14 protein-coding genes are annotated in these 18,605 nt (G+C 41.2%); 8 read left to right on the forward strand and 6 right to left on the reverse strand.

Annotated elements, in window-relative coordinates; translation table 11 throughout:
- Window positions 1–30 precede the first annotated feature (30 nt).
- Window positions 31–300, forward strand: a complete 270-nt coding sequence (locus V7K42_RS08855; protein ID WP_334915384.1) for a BrnT family toxin — start codon at window positions 31–33, stop codon at window positions 298–300.
- The gene (locus V7K42_RS08860) at window positions 290–610 is read left to right on the forward strand and encodes a hypothetical protein (RefSeq protein ID WP_334915386.1); all 321 of its coding nucleotides are present in this window, start codon (window positions 290–292) and stop codon (window positions 608–610) included. Before V7K42_RS08855 ends, V7K42_RS08860 begins: the two co-directional genes overlap by 11 nt.
- 306 nt (window positions 611–916) lie before the next feature.
- Here the strand turns inward: V7K42_RS08860 and V7K42_RS08865 are convergent, their stop codons facing one another.
- Window positions 917–3,208, reverse strand: coding sequence for an amylo-alpha-1,6-glucosidase (locus V7K42_RS08865; RefSeq protein ID WP_334915388.1), 2,292 nt, complete (start codon window positions 3,206–3,208; stop codon window positions 917–919).
- A gap of 811 nt (window positions 3,209–4,019) precedes the next feature.
- Here V7K42_RS08865 and V7K42_RS08870 point away from each other — a divergent pair.
- From V7K42_RS08870 to V7K42_RS08890, 5 genes are all read left to right on the forward strand, one after another.
- Complete coding sequence (locus V7K42_RS08870; RefSeq protein ID WP_334915390.1) at window positions 4,020–6,029, forward strand: DICT sensory domain-containing protein; 2,010 nt, start codon at window positions 4,020–4,022, stop codon at window positions 6,027–6,029.
- A 160-nt stretch (window positions 6,030–6,189) separates the two neighbouring features.
- Window positions 6,190–6,612 (forward strand): photosystem I reaction center subunit II PsaD, encoded by a 423-nt coding sequence (locus tag V7K42_RS08875; RefSeq protein ID WP_334915392.1) that lies wholly within the window; start codon window positions 6,190–6,192, stop codon window positions 6,610–6,612.
- Between the two features lie 193 nt (window positions 6,613–6,805).
- On the forward strand, window positions 6,806–8,335 hold the full coding sequence (gene trpE, locus V7K42_RS08880; protein WP_334915394.1) for an anthranilate synthase component I: 1,530 nt from the start codon (window positions 6,806–6,808) through the stop codon (window positions 8,333–8,335).
- Window positions 8,336–9,049: 714 nt separating this feature from the next.
- A complete protein-coding gene (locus V7K42_RS08885) occupies window positions 9,050–9,304 on the forward strand; it encodes a hypothetical protein (RefSeq protein ID WP_334915396.1) in 255 nt (84 codons plus the stop codon).
- A 956-nt stretch (window positions 9,305–10,260) separates the two neighbouring features.
- Window positions 10,261–11,223: an orange carotenoid protein N-terminal domain-containing protein gene (locus V7K42_RS08890; RefSeq protein WP_334915398.1), complete on the forward strand. Its 963-nt coding sequence runs from the start codon at window positions 10,261–10,263 to the stop codon at window positions 11,221–11,223.
- Window positions 11,224–11,533: 310 nt separating this feature from the next.
- Here V7K42_RS08890 and gndA read toward each other — a convergent pair whose 3' ends face one another.
- Window positions 11,534–12,964, reverse strand: a complete 1,431-nt coding sequence (gndA, locus tag V7K42_RS08895; RefSeq protein ID WP_334915400.1) for an NADP-dependent phosphogluconate dehydrogenase — start codon at window positions 12,962–12,964, stop codon at window positions 11,534–11,536.
- Window positions 12,965–13,321: 357 nt separating this feature from the next.
- Between gndA and V7K42_RS08900 the strand changes: the two genes are divergently transcribed.
- A complete protein-coding gene (locus V7K42_RS08900; protein WP_334915402.1) occupies window positions 13,322–14,050 on the forward strand; it encodes a Ycf66 family protein in 729 nt (242 codons plus the stop codon).
- 43 nt (window positions 14,051–14,093) lie between these two features.
- On the opposite strand, the gene V7K42_RS08905 is transcribed toward V7K42_RS08900, so the two are convergent.
- From V7K42_RS08905 to V7K42_RS08920, 4 genes are all read right to left on the reverse strand, one after another.
- A complete protein-coding gene (locus V7K42_RS08905) occupies window positions 14,094–14,279 on the reverse strand; it encodes a hypothetical protein (RefSeq protein WP_334915404.1) in 186 nt (61 codons plus the stop codon).
- Window positions 14,280–14,726: 447 nt separating this feature from the next.
- A complete protein-coding gene (locus V7K42_RS08910) occupies window positions 14,727–15,950 on the reverse strand; it encodes a glycoside hydrolase family 10 protein (protein ID WP_334915406.1) in 1,224 nt (407 codons plus the stop codon).
- Between the two features lie 437 nt (window positions 15,951–16,387).
- Window positions 16,388–17,365 (reverse strand): DNA cytosine methyltransferase, encoded by a 978-nt coding sequence (locus V7K42_RS08915; RefSeq protein ID WP_334915408.1) that lies wholly within the window; start codon window positions 17,363–17,365, stop codon window positions 16,388–16,390.
- A 4-nt stretch (window positions 17,366–17,369) separates the two neighbouring features.
- Window positions 17,370–18,470 carry a HindVP family restriction endonuclease gene (locus tag V7K42_RS08920; RefSeq protein ID WP_334915410.1) on the reverse strand — a complete coding sequence of 367 codons (1,101 nt, stop codon included), beginning with the start codon at window positions 18,468–18,470 and terminating at the stop codon, window positions 17,370–17,372.
- Window positions 18,471–18,605: the final 135 nt, after the last annotated feature.

Raw genomic sequence — 18,605 nt, forward strand, 5'->3', positions numbered from 1 at the left:
GAAAAAATTGATAAATTCTGACTATTTTAATTGCAAAATCTGAAATTAAAACAATTCAATATTATACCACAAAATATTTATGCAAGAGTTCTATTTCAGCAAGCCGTAGAAACTTTTTTCGATCCGTTTCTAGTGGTGGTGGATGCAAGCCGCAATGATGAACATCGGGATGCTGTGATTGGCTTGGACAGACGATGGAATGTTTTATACGTCGTCTACATTGAGTGTGAAAACGACATGATTCGGATTATCTCGGCTCGGAAAGCGACGCGCAAGGAACGTGAATACTATGAAAGCTGAAGTCTTAAAAAAGCGACTCGACAAAAATCGTCCAATGACAACAATCACAATTCGCATTCCCGAAGATGTGATTGAGGATTTGAAGCGAGTAGCACCATTGTTAGGATTTTCTGGTTATCAGCCATTGGTTCGCGCTTACATCGGACAAGGACTCCGATCTGATCTTGAGCGACTTGAGGGTGATACTGTTTCTACATTAATTGAGAGCCTGAAACGGCATGGTGTAAGTGATGAAATAATTCGTGAAGCACTCAACGAAGTTAATGAGCGACCAGCAACAGCTAATAATGGCAGTATTCCTCTGTTATGAGTAGCAGGAGTTATCTGCTTGTAGGTTATTAGCATAGAATAACCTGTGATTTATTATTTAGAAGTGCATTCAAAACTACAGAACTTACGCAAAATTCTGTATATGAATTGATCGAGCTTACAGAGCAATTATTGAGAACTCTACACACTAGTGATGAAGCAAAATAACACTACGTTGGAGTGGATGGTAGCATAAAAGCCCTGTGCTGAATTTCAGGTCAGGCTTAGAGCGATGTCTACGACGGGCTATTTGGTGTTGCACCAATCATAAAATAGGGAGTAGATCGTTCACCACTCCCTACTCTTTCTATGCTTCGATAACTACCCGCAGATTGCCCCGTTTTTTGGCAACGCGACAAGCAGTCGTAGTCCCAGAACGCTCGAATTCTAAATCGAGGATGGTGGGGCCGACTCGCAAATTATGAAATGACAGGCGATTAATCGATTCTGGCAAAGCGGGGTCGATTATTCGCAAGCAGTTATTTTGAGCATCAGGTACTAAGTTGACCATCATTTGCAGCAGTTGGAAGACACTACCAGTAGCCCAAGCTTGGGGAGTGCAAGCAACTGGATACTGGACAGGGGCATTATCACCGTTCCGTTCGTAACCGCAGAATAGTTCTGGAGGACGTTGGTAAGGCTGCCGACTAGTCATATCGAATAAACCTTGAAAAAGTTCTAAGGCTTGATCGATTAGACCCAGCGATCGCAATCCCATTGCAATCAGAGCGTTATCATGGGGCCAAACTGAACCAGTGTGATAACCCATTGGATTGTAAGCGGGTGACAAACTACTCAGGGTACGAACGCCCCAACCATTAAACATATCTGGGGCCCGCAACCGTTCTGCTACACTATAGGCTCTTTCGTGAGTGAAAAGACCCAAATGCAGACAATGACCAGGATTTGAGGTAATACTGTCTACTGGTTTGCCATCTCCATCCAAAGCCAAGGCGCAAAAATCTTGGTCTTCCACCCAAAAATCTCGATTAAAACGAACCTTCAGACTTCTAGCCTCTTCTTGCCAACGATCTGCCAAATCAAGGCGCTTTTTCATCCTCGCTATTTCTGCTAGGCGCATTTTTGCAGCATAGACGTAAGCTTGCACTTCACAAAGGGCAATTGGGCCGTTAGCTAATTCTCCCTTGTGGTCTACAATACAGTCACCAGAGTCTTTCCAACCTTGGTTAACCAGACCGCGTTTAGATTTACGAAAGTAGCTGAGGTAACTGGTTTGTTGCGTATTGCGATCGATCCACTCCATTGCTGCTAGAGCATTGGGCCAAAGTAACTCTAAGAGTTCTTGATCGTGAGTCCAAGCATAATGTTCGGCATACAACATTAGCCACAGGGGAGTTGCATCAACTGTACCGTAGTATGGTGTATGGGGAATTTCTTGACAACGAGCCATTTCTCCCAAACGTAACTCGTGCAAAATTTTACCCGGTTCTTCTTCGCGCCATTCGTCGTCGAATTTACCTTGGTATGTCGCCAGTAATATCAGAGTCTCTTTGGCGATTTGCGAGTTTAACATCAGGGTTTGGGAAGCTGTAATCAGCGAATCCCGCCCAAATAGTGTAGAAAACCACGGCACTCCCGCCGAAACAGTCTTATGCTTACCAAAAGACTGGCGCAACAAATACATATCTTGCTCGGCCCGCTCAATCACTCGATTGAAGGTGCTTTTATCTGAGCTAATGCGGGTAATTTGCTGTACCCAGTTTTGCTCCTCCATCAACTCAGCAGCTTTCGCCTGTCCTAATGTAGTGGCGGCACTTACAGTTGAACTGGATTGGTTGTTTTTCAACATATTCACCCGATAACCCAGTTTTTGGGTTTCGTGAGAAGCCAACTCTAGCTGCCAAACCGCAGTGTAACCCTTTAAAGAGTCTGGTTGCCGATGCTGGAATAAAATCCGAGATTCCATCACCGATCCATCCAAACCTTGATAGGCAAGTGTTAAGGATTCTTCCCTAAAAGTTGATGGGTCTTTAGGTACTGATGAAACACCATCGACGACAGGAAATGTTCCTTCTTCCGTCGTCGGTTCTACTAGTCGTAAAAGTCTACCTCGTTTTTCTCTGTCATAACCCCGAACTTCAAACAAATCAACAAAATCTGCATCGAAGCTAAGGCTTAGTTCAAAATTGACAGTTGTTGTGCTGTAGTTAGATATCTCTATTTCTTCAAATAGTGCGCCATTGAGGACTATTTCTCGCCGAATTCCGATAGTTTCGGCTCTGAGGCGTTCGTCGATTTTGGGGTTAGTACACAAAGCTGAGAGGGAAAACCCTTTTTCGGCAGTACTACTGAGAAGTACAGGCGATCGCCCTTCAATTTGCAACTCCAAGCGATTCAGAAATCTTGTATCACAACAAAACAGTCCCATGCTGGGATTGCTATCGTTGAGGGAACAGCCAGAAATATTCCCGATAGTATCTGTCACAAAAAATAAATCATCATCTTTAACCGTCAGTGTCGGTTGCGATCTTTCACTCACAACACAAGGCCACTCCGGGATAGGTAATTGTTCGGCAGGAATAAAAGTTTTTCCATCCAGGAAAATTTTTTCCGAGGTCATTAGCGTATCCGGTGTCATTAGCCAAAGTTCCGTGTACAGGTTGTAGATTTTTGTGGTATTTGGAGAAAAAATCCGCTCTCTAAAAACTTGTTTGAGCTATTCTAGCCAAAATAATTCTTATGTACTGCTGAAAAAATAGCAGTACTCAAATCCATATAAGTAAATATTTATAAATTTATATTGTATAAGTCTAAATTCAATACAGGAAGCTGGGATTTTTAGATAATTCTCTAGTAGTTGAATTTTATTAAGATCCGATATGTATAGTATAGTCAGCGAAAATGCGAAATTTCCGCTTTTTATTGGGTAAAGACAGTATTTCTTCCCTAAACTATTATATGATTTTGTCTTGAATATCTGTGGTGTTTAATTAGACAAACTTGCGATCGCTAATTGATTAATTTACTTTAATCAATAATTATGGATTGAATTATACGGCAGTAATGGTTTTTCGGTAAGAAAATTTATTTAGTTGGTATGAATCTCAAGTGGGCGATGTCTACGCCGACGCATGAAGTCTCAATTATCGGTGGTCGTTTGTGAAAATAAAGTCAAAAAGATATAGTAATTAGTTGTCTTGGTACTTAGATTTGCCAGATTTTAGCTGTGCAAGCATATTTCCAAGTTAGTCAAGAATGTATATTAAGCGTAGTAGGTTGTCAATCAACAAATCAATTTGGTAACAAAATGTTGCGCCTGCTTAGGCGAAAAGTGCATTTTTGCGTTCTTTACATATTGCAACTCTCTATTTAACTTGAGAGTCCCTTGGAATTTGTACAATGCAGCTGTGACGTGGATCTGATCGAGGTTGAGCGTTTAACAATAATTCATGAGCATTTCGACTTCTGTGCTGAGTGATCTGCTAAAGTCCCTACCATACTTGCGGCCCCAGCTATATTTTAAGGCTTCACTAACGGCGCTCTCCCACGCGATGGAAGATCAAGTTTTGGCTGCGACTTTAGCCCAACCCCTTGTAATTGCTAGTTTTCAGCGAGAGCGATTCTACCGCCAAGAAGCTCATCGCTATCAACGACTTGCCTTGCGAAGTAATCAAATATACGTATTATCTGCTCCAGAAACGGATTTTACCAACAGTTCGGAACACTACGAAAAGATCGCTTTTGAACCAAAGGACGGTTTAAGTCATGAGTGGCATTTGGTAGTGATTGCTGACAATTATGCAACTTGTCTCGTTTGTCGAGAAAGCCTTAGTTCTATTGCTAAAAACAAGCAACTACCAGAACTAAGCCCTAATCTCGATATAGATACAGCCCGAAGATTTGAGGGAGTTTGGACATCAGAAAGGGGAGTTAGCCTCAAAGCAGCCGAATTGCTGTTAGACAGGATTTTGGTTTACAGACCCGAACTGGCAAATAAAATTGAGGAGGCACGTCAGAGGTTTGGCATCGGACAGCCACGAAGCAATTCTGGAGCAGAACAGTTTAACGAATATGCTTGTGACATCGATACAGATCCCTTTGTGCAGCGCTTAGTAACTTATTTGCAAGCTAGTCAGTACAAATTACACAAAGCCTACCGTTCCATTGCTGCCCAAGCACGAAAAGAACGATTAGTCAACTCAATTAGTACTGCGATTCGGCGATCGCTCGATCCTCATGAAGTTCTCCAAGTGGCTGCACAAGAATTAGGACAACACCTAGAAGCTTGTCGCTGTCTAATTTACCGCGCTCAAGCCACAGATAGCCAAGCCATCATTGAACACGAGTTTTTGAATCCTGGTATTTTATCGGTTTGTGGACAAACTTGGGAATTAGAGAAAAATTCCCTCTTTCAGGACATTGTGCAACAAGGCGAGGGTGTTTGTATTAGCGATACACTAAATGACCCTCGGGTGAACAATTCCCCAGGACTTTCCTTGATTGCCAAAAAGTTTGCCATTCGTTCTTGGCTGATGGAACCAGTATTTTATCAGGGGCGATTATTGGGCATTGTGGAATTGCACTACTGCCGAATGCCACCGCACGAGTGCCAACATGGGGAATTAGATTTGGTAGAAGCGATCGCCACCCAAGTAGGAGCAGCCCTGATCCAAGCGGAAGCCTACGCCAACCTAGAAGAACTTAACCAACAGCTAGAAGCCCTAGACCGCACCCGCAGTAACCTGATAGCCATCACTGGACACGAACTGCGTACCCCCCTATCCACCATTCAAGTGTGTTTAGAAAGTCTCGCTAGTGAGCCAGATATGCCCTTGGAGTTGCAGCAGATTATGCTCAACACTGCGCTTTCTGACTCAGAACGGATGCGAAAATTGGTACAAGATTTCCTCACACTTTCCAACTTAGAAAGCGGTAGAGTGCAATGGCATCCAGAATCTCTCACTTTACAAGAGTGTGTGGATTTAGCACTCAGTCGCAATCGCCCCCGTTCCTCAACGGAAAAACCACCCCAAATCAAGACTGAAATTGCCGAAAACCTACCTTTGGTGAGAGCCGATGGTGATTGGCTAGTAGAGGTACTAGCAAAACTCATGGACAATGCTTGTAAATTTACGCCCTCGGAAGGAGAAATCACCATTAAAGCGATTTCCAACAGCCATCAAATGGTCGAGGTGACTGTGGCTGACACTGGACGCGGTATTGAGCCGAATCGTTTAGAAGTCGTTTTTGACCGCTTCTATCAGGAAGAGGGAGCGCTACGCCGCACCACTGGCGGAACTGGACTTGGTTTAGCTATTTGTCGTCAAATTGTTAATGGCTGGGGTGGAAAAATTTGGGCAGAGTCAACTGGCAAAGATCGGGGTAGCCAGTTTCACTTCACCATCCCAATTGTTCAGAATAGCCATGAGGAAAAGCGGGCAAAAGTCAAGAGTAAATAGGTATTAGTCCTTTGTCATTGAGCATGGGGCATTGGGCATTGGCTTTTAAAAAATGACAAATGACTAAAACACTAAAAACTGTTACAGTCTATAACGCGATCGCAACACGACCCTGGTTGCAGTGTTAGGATTCCCTAAAAACGTTGAGAGAATCATCTATATGGCAGAAACACTCTCTGGACAAACCCCACTATTTCCTGGCAGCACTGGTGGCTTGCTAAAGAAAGCAGAAGTGGAAGAAAAGTACGCTATCACTTGGACTAGCCCGAAAGAGCAGGTATTTGAATTACCTACAGGTGGTGCTGCTACTATGCGGAAAGGTGAAAACCTGCTGTATATAGCTCGTAAAGAATATGGCATCTTTTTGGGCGGTCAGCAACTCCGGAAACTCAAAATTACAGATTACAAAGTTTACCGGATTTTACCTAACGGAGAAACCACTTTACTTCACCCAGCTGATGGTGTCTTCCCCGAAAAAGTGAATGAAGGTCGTGAAAAAGTGCGTTATGTCCCACGCGGCATTGGGCAAAATCCCAATCCATCACAACTAAAGTTTAGTGGTAAAGCTACCCACGACGTATAGGGACTGGGGACTGGGGACTGGGGACTAGGGACTGGGGACTGGGACTGGGAATTGGGACTGGGAATTGGGACTAGAGACTAAAAAAGTTTTCTTAATACCCAATGCTCCATACCAGATACCCTAAACCCATATCCAATCCCCAAGTTCCAATCCCCAAGTTCCAATCCCCGATCCCCAATTCCTTCGCTATTTTATGGTATTCCCCAATTTCTCTGAATTTTCCCAGCTAGCTCTACAAGGCAACTTTGTACCCGTGTATCAAGAATGGGTAGCCGACTTAGATACGCCCGTATCTGCTTGGTATAAAGTCTGTGCAGGTCAGCCCTATAGCTTTTTGTTGGAATCGATAGAAGGTGGGGAAAAACTAGGACGCTATAGTTTAGTGGGTTGCGATCCGCTTTGGGTTTTGGAAGCAAGGGGCGATCGCACCACCCAATTAAACCGCGATGGTTCGCAGGTCGTTTTTGCAGGCGACCCTTTTACAACTTTAGCCGAATGTTTAGCACCTTATCACCCAGTCAAGTTACCACAGCTACCGCCGGGAATTGGCGGATTGTTTGGGTTTTGGGGGTATGAATTAATTAACTGGATTGAGCCGCGCGTGCCAATCTATGCACAAGATGAACGAAATATCCCTGATGGGTTGTGGATGCAGGTAGACCACCTACTGATTTTTGACCAGATAAAGCGGAAAATTTGGGCGATCGCTTATGCTGATTTACGCGACCCCAATGTAGATTTACACGCAGCCTATCAACAAGCGGGCGATCGCGTCACCCAAATGCTCGAAAAGCTATCTCTCCCCCTATCCCCAGAAAAAACTCGATTGGAATGGAACCCGCCAGGAAGCAGAGGAGCAGAGGAGCAGGGGAGCAGAGAAGCAGAGGAGTATAAAAGTAATTTTACCCACCCTGATTTTTGTGCCAGTGTCCAAAAGGCCAAAGACTATATTAAAGCAGGCGATATTTTTCAAGTAGTAATTTCTCAGCGATTATCAACAGCATACACAGGCGACCCCTTTGCCCTTTACCGCTCCCTACGTCAGATAAATCCTTCGCCTTACATGGCTTACTTTAACTTCCAAGATTGGCAAATCATCGGTTCCAGTCCTGAAGTGATGGTGAAAGCCGAAACCGATCCAGATGGTGGAGTTATAGCAACAGTACGCCCCATTGCTGGGACACGTCCACGGGGTAAAACCACCCAGGAAGATGCAGCCTTCGCCCAAGATTTACTCGAAGATCCCAAGGAAGTTGCTGAACATGTAATGCTTGTAGATTTAGGACGGAATGATTTAGGGCGGGTTTGTGAAAATGGTAGCGTTAAAGTTGATGAATTGATGGTAGTTGAGCGCTACTCTCATGTGATGCATATTGTTAGCAATGTTGTGGGTAAATTAGCACCTGATAAAACAGCATGGGATTTATTGAAAGCTTGCTTTCCAGCAGGGACTGTAAGCGGCGCACCCAAGATTCGAGCGATGGAAATTATCCACCAGTTAGAGTCTAGCCGTCGGGGTGTTTATTCCGGTGTGTATGGATATTACGATTTTGAAGGACAATTAAATACTGCGATCGCAATTCGCACAATGGTAGTACATGACAAGACGGTTAGCGTGCAAGCTGGTGCAGGTTTGGTAGCTGATTCTGAGCCAGAGAAAGAATACGAAGAGACGTTGAATAAAGCTAGAGGTTTATTAGAAGCAATTCGCTGTTTGCGTTGAACTGGGGAATAGTCGTGGTGAAAGTGTTTCCTACCTTTAACAGGTTATCATCCCTATATTTTTTTCAGAAAGCAGAAGGCAGGAGGCAGCTATTCTGAAGGGAATCCACGTTTAAAAACATGGGATCACAAAAATTATGTTGTATATCAACGTAGCTCTTTTCAGGCAGGTCTAAGAGGATGTTTGAAAAGTCTTCTTTTCAGGATCAAAAGTTTTATATCCCTCTAAATCTCCCTTTTTAAGGGACACTTTGATTCTTCCCTCTTTTTAAGGGGAGCCAGCGCGGTCTTGGGAGTTTCCCCCATGAGAGACTGGTGTGGGTTAGGGGGGATCTAAAAGTGCCTAAAATCACAACAAAACACTTTTCAAACAACCTCTAATATCGTCATTCAATGCCTTTACAGTTACTATCCCTTACAATTAATTGCCAACTGGTTTTTATTGGTTAATTGCAAAATCTGGCTTGATACAAGTACAGTAATAGTTCGATTTGCTGTATGAGAATCTAGACCAGACTTTAAAAGTTGATTTATCAATATCCTTCTATTTTGAATTACGTATGTTTTACTTTGAATTGCCAGATGTTTAGAAACAATTTCTGCTACTTCTAAACCCATATATCCACAGTACCTTGACAAATTAGGAAGCTTTATAAATCCAATCAACATCGAATTTTTTCCAAAGCTAAACAGAGTTTTTTAGACATATTGAATAGTGAAAATAAGTCCTGGTATTCAAATCACTATTATCAAGGGTTTGATGCCGTACTCTCCGTGCTATCCCTCTTCTGTCACTCTCCGGGAGGGCGATCGCTATAACCCCCATGAGGCAATCAATACAAGCTATACTATTAGAAAAAAATTGGTCTTGTATTTGTTATTAGGAAAAAATCTGGCGATCGCTTCCTGTACAAAGGCTCTGGAAGTCAGAAATGACAAATGTTTTCGGAGAGTGACAGAAGAGGGATAACACATCCTACGTATATTTTATCCAAATCAAACTAGATTCCTATATCTTGACCGATACTGAAAAACAATGACCACGCTTGATTTGCATTGATGGTCTCAAAGTTGTTGAAATCAGGTCTAAAAACGACTGCTCAAATCAAATCTTTTCTGGGGTAATCAAAATCAGTTTTCATTAGTTTGCCTCTAAATTATTTTATTTGTCAACTGGAGAAAATTTGTAGTCTTCTCTAAAAGCTAGTTTGTCCGGTGAAAACTTCCAAGGCAATGAGTTAAGACAAAACCAATCATTGCCAAAACATAAAGCTTGAGTTCAATTGCAATCTGTTGAACTAACCGCGTTAGTCAATAGTGAAGTTTTCATTTGTTATCTGTAAATGAATATAATGTATTGTAAATATTCTTTGCAAGCACTTGACAATCAGTAGTAGATAGTAAAAACCGTACCGATCTGGTCGGGTATTCTGGATTTGTGCGAGAAGATAAGCGATGTACACGACGGCACAAGAAGTTCAGTGAAGGATTGTTTGTGGAAATTTGATACATCGAAAGATATGCGAATGCTCTTGAAAATCAATGCATACAAAGACATCAACTGCCTTGAATAGAGCTTAATTAAAACTTATAACTCTTATAAACAAAAATTATCAAAGCAAAAGCGAAGAAGTCTTGCTTATTTGTAACGAAATTGTTATATTTCTTTACATAAAAATACAAAAACTAGATGAATGCGTTAAACCACTGTTAACCAAGGTTTTCTAAGTAACCATGCAGTTGGGTCTTCTATGTGCTTTGCCGAGTATCCCAACTCAACCCCCTATAGCTTTGGTAAAGCATATCTAAAACGCCACATACGCAGAATGTTTAGTGCCTTTATTGACAGCTAAACGCATTTCCTTGCGTCTTTGCACATTTGACTTCACATTCTATAGAACCGTAATTTTTTTGGGAATATCTGCTATGTCTTTTACCATCAAGTCGGCTCAAAGTATTTTTCCCGGCACGTTAGTTGCTGATGTTGTTCCAGCAGTTGTCGAATCATTCTCTCAACTCAATGCTGAAGATCAACTAGCATTACTCTGGTTTGCTTATACCGAGATGGGTAGAAGTATTACGGTTGCCGCTCCCGGAGCAGCTAACATGATCCTCGCACAAGGCTTACTCGAACAAATTAAGCAGATGCCTTTCGAGGCTCAAACACGAGTTATGTATGATTTAGCTAACCGTGCTGACACTCCCCTCTGTCGTTCCTATGCATCCTTCACCGTGAACATCAAGTTGGGCTTTTGGTATCAGTTAGGAGAATGGATGGCTCAGGGAATTGTCGCTCCTATTCCAGAAGGCTACAAACTTTCTGCCAAGGCTGCTGATGTATTAGAAGCAATCAGGAATGCTGATTCAGGTCAACAAATTACAATTCTCCGCAATACAGTAGTGAGCATGGGATTTGACCCGAATGCCCCCGGTAGTTACAAAAAAGTCTCAGAGCCTGTGTCTCCACCCACTGCACCAGCATTTCGAACTAAAGTCACCATTGAGGGTATCACCAACCCCACAGTGCTTGGCTATATTAACAACATGAATGCCAACGACTTTGATGCTGCTGTTGCTCTGTTTACTTCTGAAGGTGCTTTGCAACCTCCCTTTGAAAGACCAATAATTGGTCAAGATGCAATCCGCGCTTATATGCGTGAAGAATGCCAGGGATTAAAGATGATACCAGAGCGTGGTATATCTGAGCCAGTGGAAGATAACTATACTCAAGTAAAAGTCACAGGTAAAGTCCAAACCCCTTGGTTCGGTGCGAGTGTGGGAATGAATATTGCATGGCGGTTTTTGCTCGATCCCCAAGGCAAAATCTTCTTCGTAGCGATTGACTTGCTTGCTTCTCCTAAAGAACTTCTCAACTTAGTACGTAAGTAGAAGCTAGATTAGTTTTTGCTTGAGCGTGGATCGGTGAAGGAGCGATCGCCATTTTCCACGCTCAAGCTCGCTTATGCTGTTATTGATGGCGTTAAAGTTAGGGGATAAAAGGGTAACTACAGTATAAAACCTATCAAGTTTGACTCTAATAGCTCTAGTTAACTTTTCACTATATTTATATATATATAAATTTTCTCGCCCGCCTACTGACGTTAAAAAAAGTGGCTCTGAGTTTCAGAGCCACTTCCAAATCTGTATTTAGAAAACTGACTAACCTTTCACAATAGTTTTGATACAGATGTGCAAAAGCTTACTTCTGGGCTTCAGCAATGGGTACCCATTCAGTGTGGAAACTTCCGGGCTTGTCAAGACGCAGGTAGGTATGTGCGCCGAAGTAATCGCGTTGGGCTTGGGTTAGGTTTTGAGGCAAGCGATCGCGGCGATAGCTGTCAAAATAATCCAAGGATGCGCTAAATGCGGGTACTGGAATTCCTACTGTTGCGGCTGTCGCAATTACTTCCCGCCAAGCAGTCTGTCTGTCGAGAATTGTCTGCTTAAATTCGGGAGCTAACAGCAAGTTAGGCAAAGCTGGATTTTCGCTAAAAGCCTTCTTAATCTTATTCAAAAAGCGGGCGCGAATAATACAACCACCTTTCCAAATCCGCGCCATTTCGCCCAAGTCCAAATTCCAGTTATATGTTTTTGAAGCTGTGGATAGCAACGCCATCCCTTGAGCATAAGAACAGATTTTTGAGCAATAGAGAGCATCACGTACTTTATTGATAAAGTCCTTGGTTTGCCCGTCATACTTGCCACTGGGGCCTGTGAGGACTTTAGATGCTGCAACCCGCTCGTCTTTAATCGAAGATATAATCCGGGCATTAACTGCTGCTGTAATTGTGGGAATAGCAACTCCCAATTCCAATGCAGTTTGCACGGTCCAGCGTCCAGTTCCCTTTTGGCCGGCTGCATCAACAATCAAATCCACGAGGGGTTTATTTGTTTCTGGGTCAAGATATGGGAAGATATTCTTCGTAATCTCAATCAAAAATGAATCGAGTTCATCGGTGGTGTTCCATTCAGCAAACACCTCATGTAGCTGATTATGGTCTAATCCAGCGACATTTTTCAGCAAGTCGTAGGCTTCAGCAATTAACTGCATATCGCCGTACTCAATACCGTTGTGTACCATTTTGACATAGTGGCCAGAACCACCAGGGCCAATATAGGTTACACAAGGGCCATCATCGACTTGGGCAGCAATTTTGTTGAAAATTGGCGATAGAAACTCGTAAGAGCTTGTTGTACCTCCAGGCATCAGTGAAGGCCCATTTAGCGCTCCTTCTTCACCGCCACTGACACCCATCCCAAGATACCGAAGCCCAGCGGGTTCTAATTCCTGAGTGCGTCGTTCCGTATCTTCAAACCAAGAGTTGCCACCGTCGATAATGATATCGCCTTCCTCTAACAAGGGTTTGAGTTGAGCAATCACCGCATCCACTGGCTTACCAGCTTGCACCATTACTAGAATTTTGCGGGGACGTTCCAATAAGGCAACGAATTCTTCTAGAGTAAAGGCGGCTTTGACGTTCCGTCCTGGCGCACGCTGCGCCATAAACGCATCCGTTTTTTCTCGGGAGCGGTTGTAAACTGCAATTGGGAAGCCATTGCGCTCCACGTTTAGAGCGATGTTCTCACCCATAACGGCTAATCCAATCACACCAAAGCTTTGTAGTGTCATAAAAAATTTCTGGCTAACTCTTGCAGATCCTTTTACTTTAAGGGTAGTCCGATATTTTCCGTTCTCTCCTAAAGAAGACCTTAAGACTTGAATAAAGGGCAAAAATCCACAACTAACACGGATAATTAATTTTAAATTGTATCTAAATCAACAATTGACTTGTAAAATTTGCAAAATTGTTAGTTTAGGGACTAGGGATTCGGGATTAGGGACTGGGGACTAGGGACTAGGGACTAGGAAGGAATTTAATTTACTGAATTAGTTTTTCTTCTTAATACCTAATACCCAATCGCCAGTCCCCAATACCCAGTCCCCAATCCCCAATCCCCAATCCCTAGTCAAAGGAGTAACCAAATAATGCTGGCGTATGTCCTAGCTTTAGTGGTCGGTCTTGGTAGTTTAGCTATTTACATAGCAGCTTTCTTTTTTCCAGAAATCCACCGCAAGAATGACTTTATCTGGAGTGGCGTAGGACTATTCTATGCCTTAGTCTTATGGGTGTTTGCACCACGCATTACTGGAGGTTTATTGCTGGGTCATGTGGCTAGTGTGGCTCTTTTGGTCTGGTTTGGCTGGCAAACTTTATCATTACGTCGCCAACTGACCCCTCAGGCACAACAAACCCAAGTACCCAGTGCTGAGACGGTGAAAACTGGCATTCAGGAACAGGTAAATAAGCTGTCTCTTCAGGAAAGGCTGGGTCAATTGCAAAAAGGTCTGGGTAGCACCTTTAGTGGCGTGAAAGACAAGGTGCAACAAACAGGGAGTAAAAAGCCACCCACAATTCCCAAACCTGAAGATATTGCCTCTGTTCTGGGAGAGCAACCTAGTGTTGAGATTATCGACAAAACTATTGTCATACCAGAACAACCAGCAGAGGAGACAATTACTACCGACACCAAAACAAAAACCGAAAGTGTACCGGAAGCTATTCCACCACATCCCCCATCTCCTGAATTGGTGGAAGCAGCGCAACCAGATTTTGAAATTGAGGATAAGCAAGCGATTATCGTAGAAGAAATTGCGCCAGATGCGGTACTCGCTCCCCCGGCGGAAACACCACCGGAAGCAATACCACCTAATTAAGCTAGTTGAATACAGTGAAACCCAACATGATGTTGGGTTTCACTCAACTTGTTTTAATGTTTTGCCACAAATCGGCTGCAACAAACCTAGAGAAATGACCAACATTACTTATTGCGATCGCAACAACTGCACCGATAATAGTTACAACTTGGGCTACTAAAATTATGTCACCGTCAATATAATTCTCGCCATACTTCATAATCGGCGATTTAAGCTCGACTTTATCCATTTTTACAAAATCCAAAACCTAGCTCTGAAACCCTTGTATAAAGCTAGTTTTAGTTTTTGTACTTGAGCGATAATCTGTGATATAGAAAAAGTATTTGCCAAAAAACCAAGGTTTTTGCCGGATAAAGAAAGCGAGTTCTTAATTTTGGATAAAGTCGAGTTAAGAGGATGTCTGAAAAGTCCTTAGTGATGTATCAAATACTTTAGTTTGGTAAAAAGAAGATTGAGGATATTTTAGTCAGCCATTAGATACAGGACAACAGGCTATCCCACTACCATTAGCCATGAAAAATTGCCATCGAAACGTAGCCTATTAAAGTAATCTCAGTTTTTACGAAATTACTTCAATAGGCTACGTCAACACTTGCAATCACGAAAAGACTTACCTTTGTATAAGTCCTGAAAGTGAATTTTATGAACTTCGTCAAACTCAAATGAAGCTGGAAAATTATTCAACTCTAGCGCGGAGTGCAGGAGATGGAAAGAGACTTCCAAATCCAACTTGTCGATCGTTTAAGGATTCTAGAGCATTGTTCCAAAGGCTTTCATAATAAAAGAAAGTTACGCCTAAACCGCGTTCTTGAGCAGCCCGTACCTGAGACTTAATTTGCTGCATTGGAACTGGATTATTTCGTAACCCAGCCATAATACCAATTCCAGTTGGAATTATTTTTTGTGCTTCTTGAATTTCTGGGCGAGAAATATTAGCCACAAAACTTTGCATATCGGGACGATAAACTTGCACAATTAACTCGTCCACAATATTTTGCCGCATCCAACTCAGCCAATCTTGAAGGTGAAACTTGTAAGCAAAATCATGGTAATTAGGAGAAACAGAGAAAATTGCTTGTGGTTTTCTTTGCTTGACAGCTTGGTTAAGTTGTACCATGAACGCCGTAATTTTATCTGCCCGCCACTTTACCCATGCTGCATCTTGGGCATCCCTTGGAGGAGCATTCTTAGTTTCTTTAGTGTACAAAGCAACTGTATATTGATCGTAGCCAAATTCGTAAGGCAAACTCGTATGATCGTCAAACTGAATGCCATCAGCATCATATTGGCTAACAGTTTCCAGCACTAGATTGGTGATGAACTGTTGTACTTGGGGAAGGAAAGGATTGAGCCACATCACCTCACCAGCCGCACTATTTGAAGTTTGGCTACCATCCCGCTTTTGTGTGAACCAATCAGGATAATTCAGTGCTAGTTCTGACGTTGGGGGAGCCATGAAACCAAATTCAAACCAGGGAATTACTAGCAGTCCTTTGCGATGGGCTTGGTTAATTAGGTCTGCAAGAATATCATGTCCATCTGAACCTTTATAAACAAAAGGTTGAATACCTGCACGTTGTGCGATCGCACTGGGATACATTACATAACCAGAATTCCACACCACAGGATAAATTGTATTGAAGTTCAGCCGTCGTAATTGACTCACGGCATCCTGCACTTTCTCCCGATCCTTGAGGGTGTCAAAATCATTGGTGGTCATCCAAACCCCGCGAATTTCTTGACGGGGTAGCTGTGCGATCGCGCCAAAACCCCAACCTTCTGCGATCGCAGGGGCGAAACTGTCTATCAGCAATACCGTAATAAAGGATATTAAAATGAGAATCGGAAAAAGAGACTTGAATAGTCGCCGCCAACTTTGAGCAATAAAAGGTGATTTCATAAATTTGAATGATGCATTAGCTACTCACACACGCCATTGTTCGCTTTTACGATTTAATCTACTAAGCATATAGTCTACAAGTATTTATGCTTAGTACAAAACTGATGAGTTGGTAGTTGTTCGTTCCCTGCTTATGGAACTTTTGCACCAAAAAAACTAAAGCAGACGTACAAAGTTATAAGATGCTTGACGCAGCAAGTAGTCATTTGTGCCCAATAGATATTGGTATGGAGAATGGGGCATTGGTCATTGGTTATATTCCATCTCTCTTTGAGACTTCCAAAAAATAAAATCACAAATGTATAGAAACGATAATCACTGATGCATAATTTTCCACTAATAACTTAATATAAACCTTAAAAAGAAGAAGTTAACTTAATGACTAAAATAAAAATCACTTGAGAGGTTTCATCTCTCATTTTATCGTTCATTTAAAATTAATTATGGAAATTTTCTGCTGTAAATCTTATAGAATTATTTAAACTATCTTTAATATATTCAAGGATACTCTTAGCAACATACTCTGCAAGCTTTACTGGTACAGCATTCCCTATCATTTGTTCAAGGTCTGTTTTTGTACCTTCAAAAATAAATGTTTCAGGGAAAGTCTGCAAATAGCTTCTTTCAATTGTAGTCAATGGGCGCAAGTTTTCTATAACGCTTACTGGATCTTTAGGATGTTTCTTATAGGTTTTAGGAATAGGACGATTAACTCCTCTTACTGTTGGGCTAGGTTCATCAATACTAAAAATTCCTCTTCTTTGGTAACTTCTTGGATGTCTGTAGTAATATTGAATTTCTAATTTATTTCCCAGATAATCCCTAATGGTCATTGGTTTATCTGCTAACTTTTTTTTCAGGTAAGGTTCTAGACTTTCGTCTTTTCCCTGTAACTCTCCAAAACAAAAAAATCTTTTTCGTTTTTGAGGGACACCGCACAAACTTGCATCCAAAATTATTTCACTTAAACCATATCCAGCCTCTTTCAATATTTGTTTAACCTCTTTATATTTATTGCTTTTACGAAATAAGTCTACGTTCTCTATCAAAAACCACTGAGGAAGAACACTTGTAACTATCTCAGAAAATACAATACTTAAATCTCCTCTTCCTAAATTTTCATTGCGTTTCCCGGCACTAGAAAAGTCTTGGCAAGGTGGCCCCCCAATAATCATTTCAGGACACCTTTCTTTAAAAATTTGATAGTTACTCCTTAAATTACTAAGATCGTAATCAAAAATTTCATGGCTAAAGTTTTTTTTATAAACATCTATCGCTGGTTTCCAATTATCAAATGCTGCTAAAATATTAAATCCAGCATTTTGAAATCCTAAAGATAACCCTCCACAACCAGCAAAAAGGTCTAAAACTCTAAATGAAGAGTTTTTTATCTCATTCCTAGATTTTTCTTTCATATTTTTATATATTTTTTAAGTCTTCATCAAATATCTCTGGATTACTTAGAATAATACCATCAAATCTTCTCTCGGGACTTAAGTAAGTTTGTCCTCCACCTAAGATAATATTCCCAATCTCTTCTTTCCTAATTCTGGGTTTAATCAATTCATCGCAAATCATATAAGGGTGAGTATTTAATCCACTTGATGCAAAAGCTTTATCATTTTTAGTATGATACGTCAGGATGTCAATTATTGATGCGTGCGGTATTTTACCATTTATGGCAAATTCATATAACATTTTTGCCAGCCATATTACAGTTCGTGCATGACGTTGAATAGTTTCTGTCCCAATTGGTAATCTTTTTGTTACATCAAAAAACAACCTAGTAAAACCAAAATCACTCCAAATAAATATATCTAAACAGTTTTGATATAATTTTGATGTTTTACCTACAGTTTTCCATACTGGCTGCATTACTAATGGAGATTGCATTTCTATATGATCGTAAAGTAAATTATCTAGACTATCTGTCAATCTTGAAATATAAGGAAGCATGTTACGAATACTAATCCAATCACTAATTTCACTACAAACAGGATCGAGATATTTAAGTATTTGTTCTCTAGAATCTTTGAATTTATTAGCAATACTTAATGTTAGATATACGATGGTATCTGGACGAGTAACAATTTCACAACCATATTTATGATCGGGTAAGCGACAAGTTGAATTATCTGGTAAGGCTGTTAATTTAATTTCTATGCTACGCAAGCAAGCATCATCATTAGCAGTATTCAATGTAACTAAATCTACCCTTGGCAATCTTCCTATGACTAGTTTTCTATAAGGAAGATAGTCGCTTTCAAATGCGAAAAATAAATTGGGAGATAGTGGTGTAATACCAAAAATATCAGTAGCATCAATTTTCCCATGTTTAATTTTTAGGCTTTTATCAAGAGTTAAATAGACTAGCTGTAGCCCTTGACTGTGCATATAACAAGCCAAAGAAGTAGGAAAAAAATTATTAAATTGATTTTTCCCCCAACTATTAGCTTGAGAAAAATCCCTATTAGATTTAGCTAATCCAAAAAGACCAGGTTGTACTGTATTTTGATTCATTAGTTTGTCGGTTACATATTCATTTAAATAGCATCTTCTGCAACAACTTATATGACAGCGACACTATTAAATGATTATTATTTTAGTGTATATACTTAAAACAATGTATTGAATAATACTTTCAAAATTACTAAC

Source organism: Nostoc sp. (assembly GCF_036917455.1).
Lineage (GTDB): Bacteria > Cyanobacteriota > Cyanobacteriia > Cyanobacteriales > Nostocaceae > Nostoc.

What these genes read in the sequence shown, in the direction of transcription:
- V7K42_RS08865 (WP_334915388.1), bottom strand. Translation starts at nt 3,208, where the DNA reads ATGACACCGGATACGCTAATGACCTCGGAAAAAATTTTCCTGGATGGA.
- V7K42_RS08900 (WP_334915402.1), top strand. Translation starts at nt 13,322, where the DNA reads ATGCTGGCGTATGTCCTAGCTTTAGTGGTCGGTCTTGGTAGTTTAGCT.
- V7K42_RS08915 (WP_334915408.1), bottom strand. Translation starts at nt 17,365, where the DNA reads ATGAAAGAAAAATCTAGGAATGAGATAAAAAACTCTTCATTTAGAGTT.
- V7K42_RS08890 (WP_334915398.1), top strand. Translation starts at nt 10,261, where the DNA reads ATGTCTTTTACCATCAAGTCGGCTCAAAGTATTTTTCCCGGCACGTTA.
- V7K42_RS08905 (WP_334915404.1), bottom strand. Translation starts at nt 14,279, where the DNA reads ATGGATAAAGTCGAGCTTAAATCGCCGATTATGAAGTATGGCGAGAAT.
- V7K42_RS08870 (WP_334915390.1), top strand. Translation starts at nt 4,020, where the DNA reads ATGAGCATTTCGACTTCTGTGCTGAGTGATCTGCTAAAGTCCCTACCA.
- V7K42_RS08860 (WP_334915386.1), top strand. Translation starts at nt 290, where the DNA reads ATGAAAGCTGAAGTCTTAAAAAAGCGACTCGACAAAAATCGTCCAATG.
- V7K42_RS08920 (WP_334915410.1), bottom strand. Translation starts at nt 18,470, where the DNA reads ATGAATCAAAATACAGTACAACCTGGTCTTTTTGGATTAGCTAAATCT.
- V7K42_RS08875 (WP_334915392.1), top strand. Translation starts at nt 6,190, where the DNA reads ATGGCAGAAACACTCTCTGGACAAACCCCACTATTTCCTGGCAGCACT.
- V7K42_RS08910 (WP_334915406.1), bottom strand. Translation starts at nt 15,950, where the DNA reads ATGAAATCACCTTTTATTGCTCAAAGTTGGCGGCGACTATTCAAGTCT.
- trpE (WP_334915394.1), top strand. Translation starts at nt 6,806, where the DNA reads ATGGTATTCCCCAATTTCTCTGAATTTTCCCAGCTAGCTCTACAAGGC.
- gndA (WP_334915400.1), bottom strand. Translation starts at nt 12,964, where the DNA reads ATGACACTACAAAGCTTTGGTGTGATTGGATTAGCCGTTATGGGTGAG.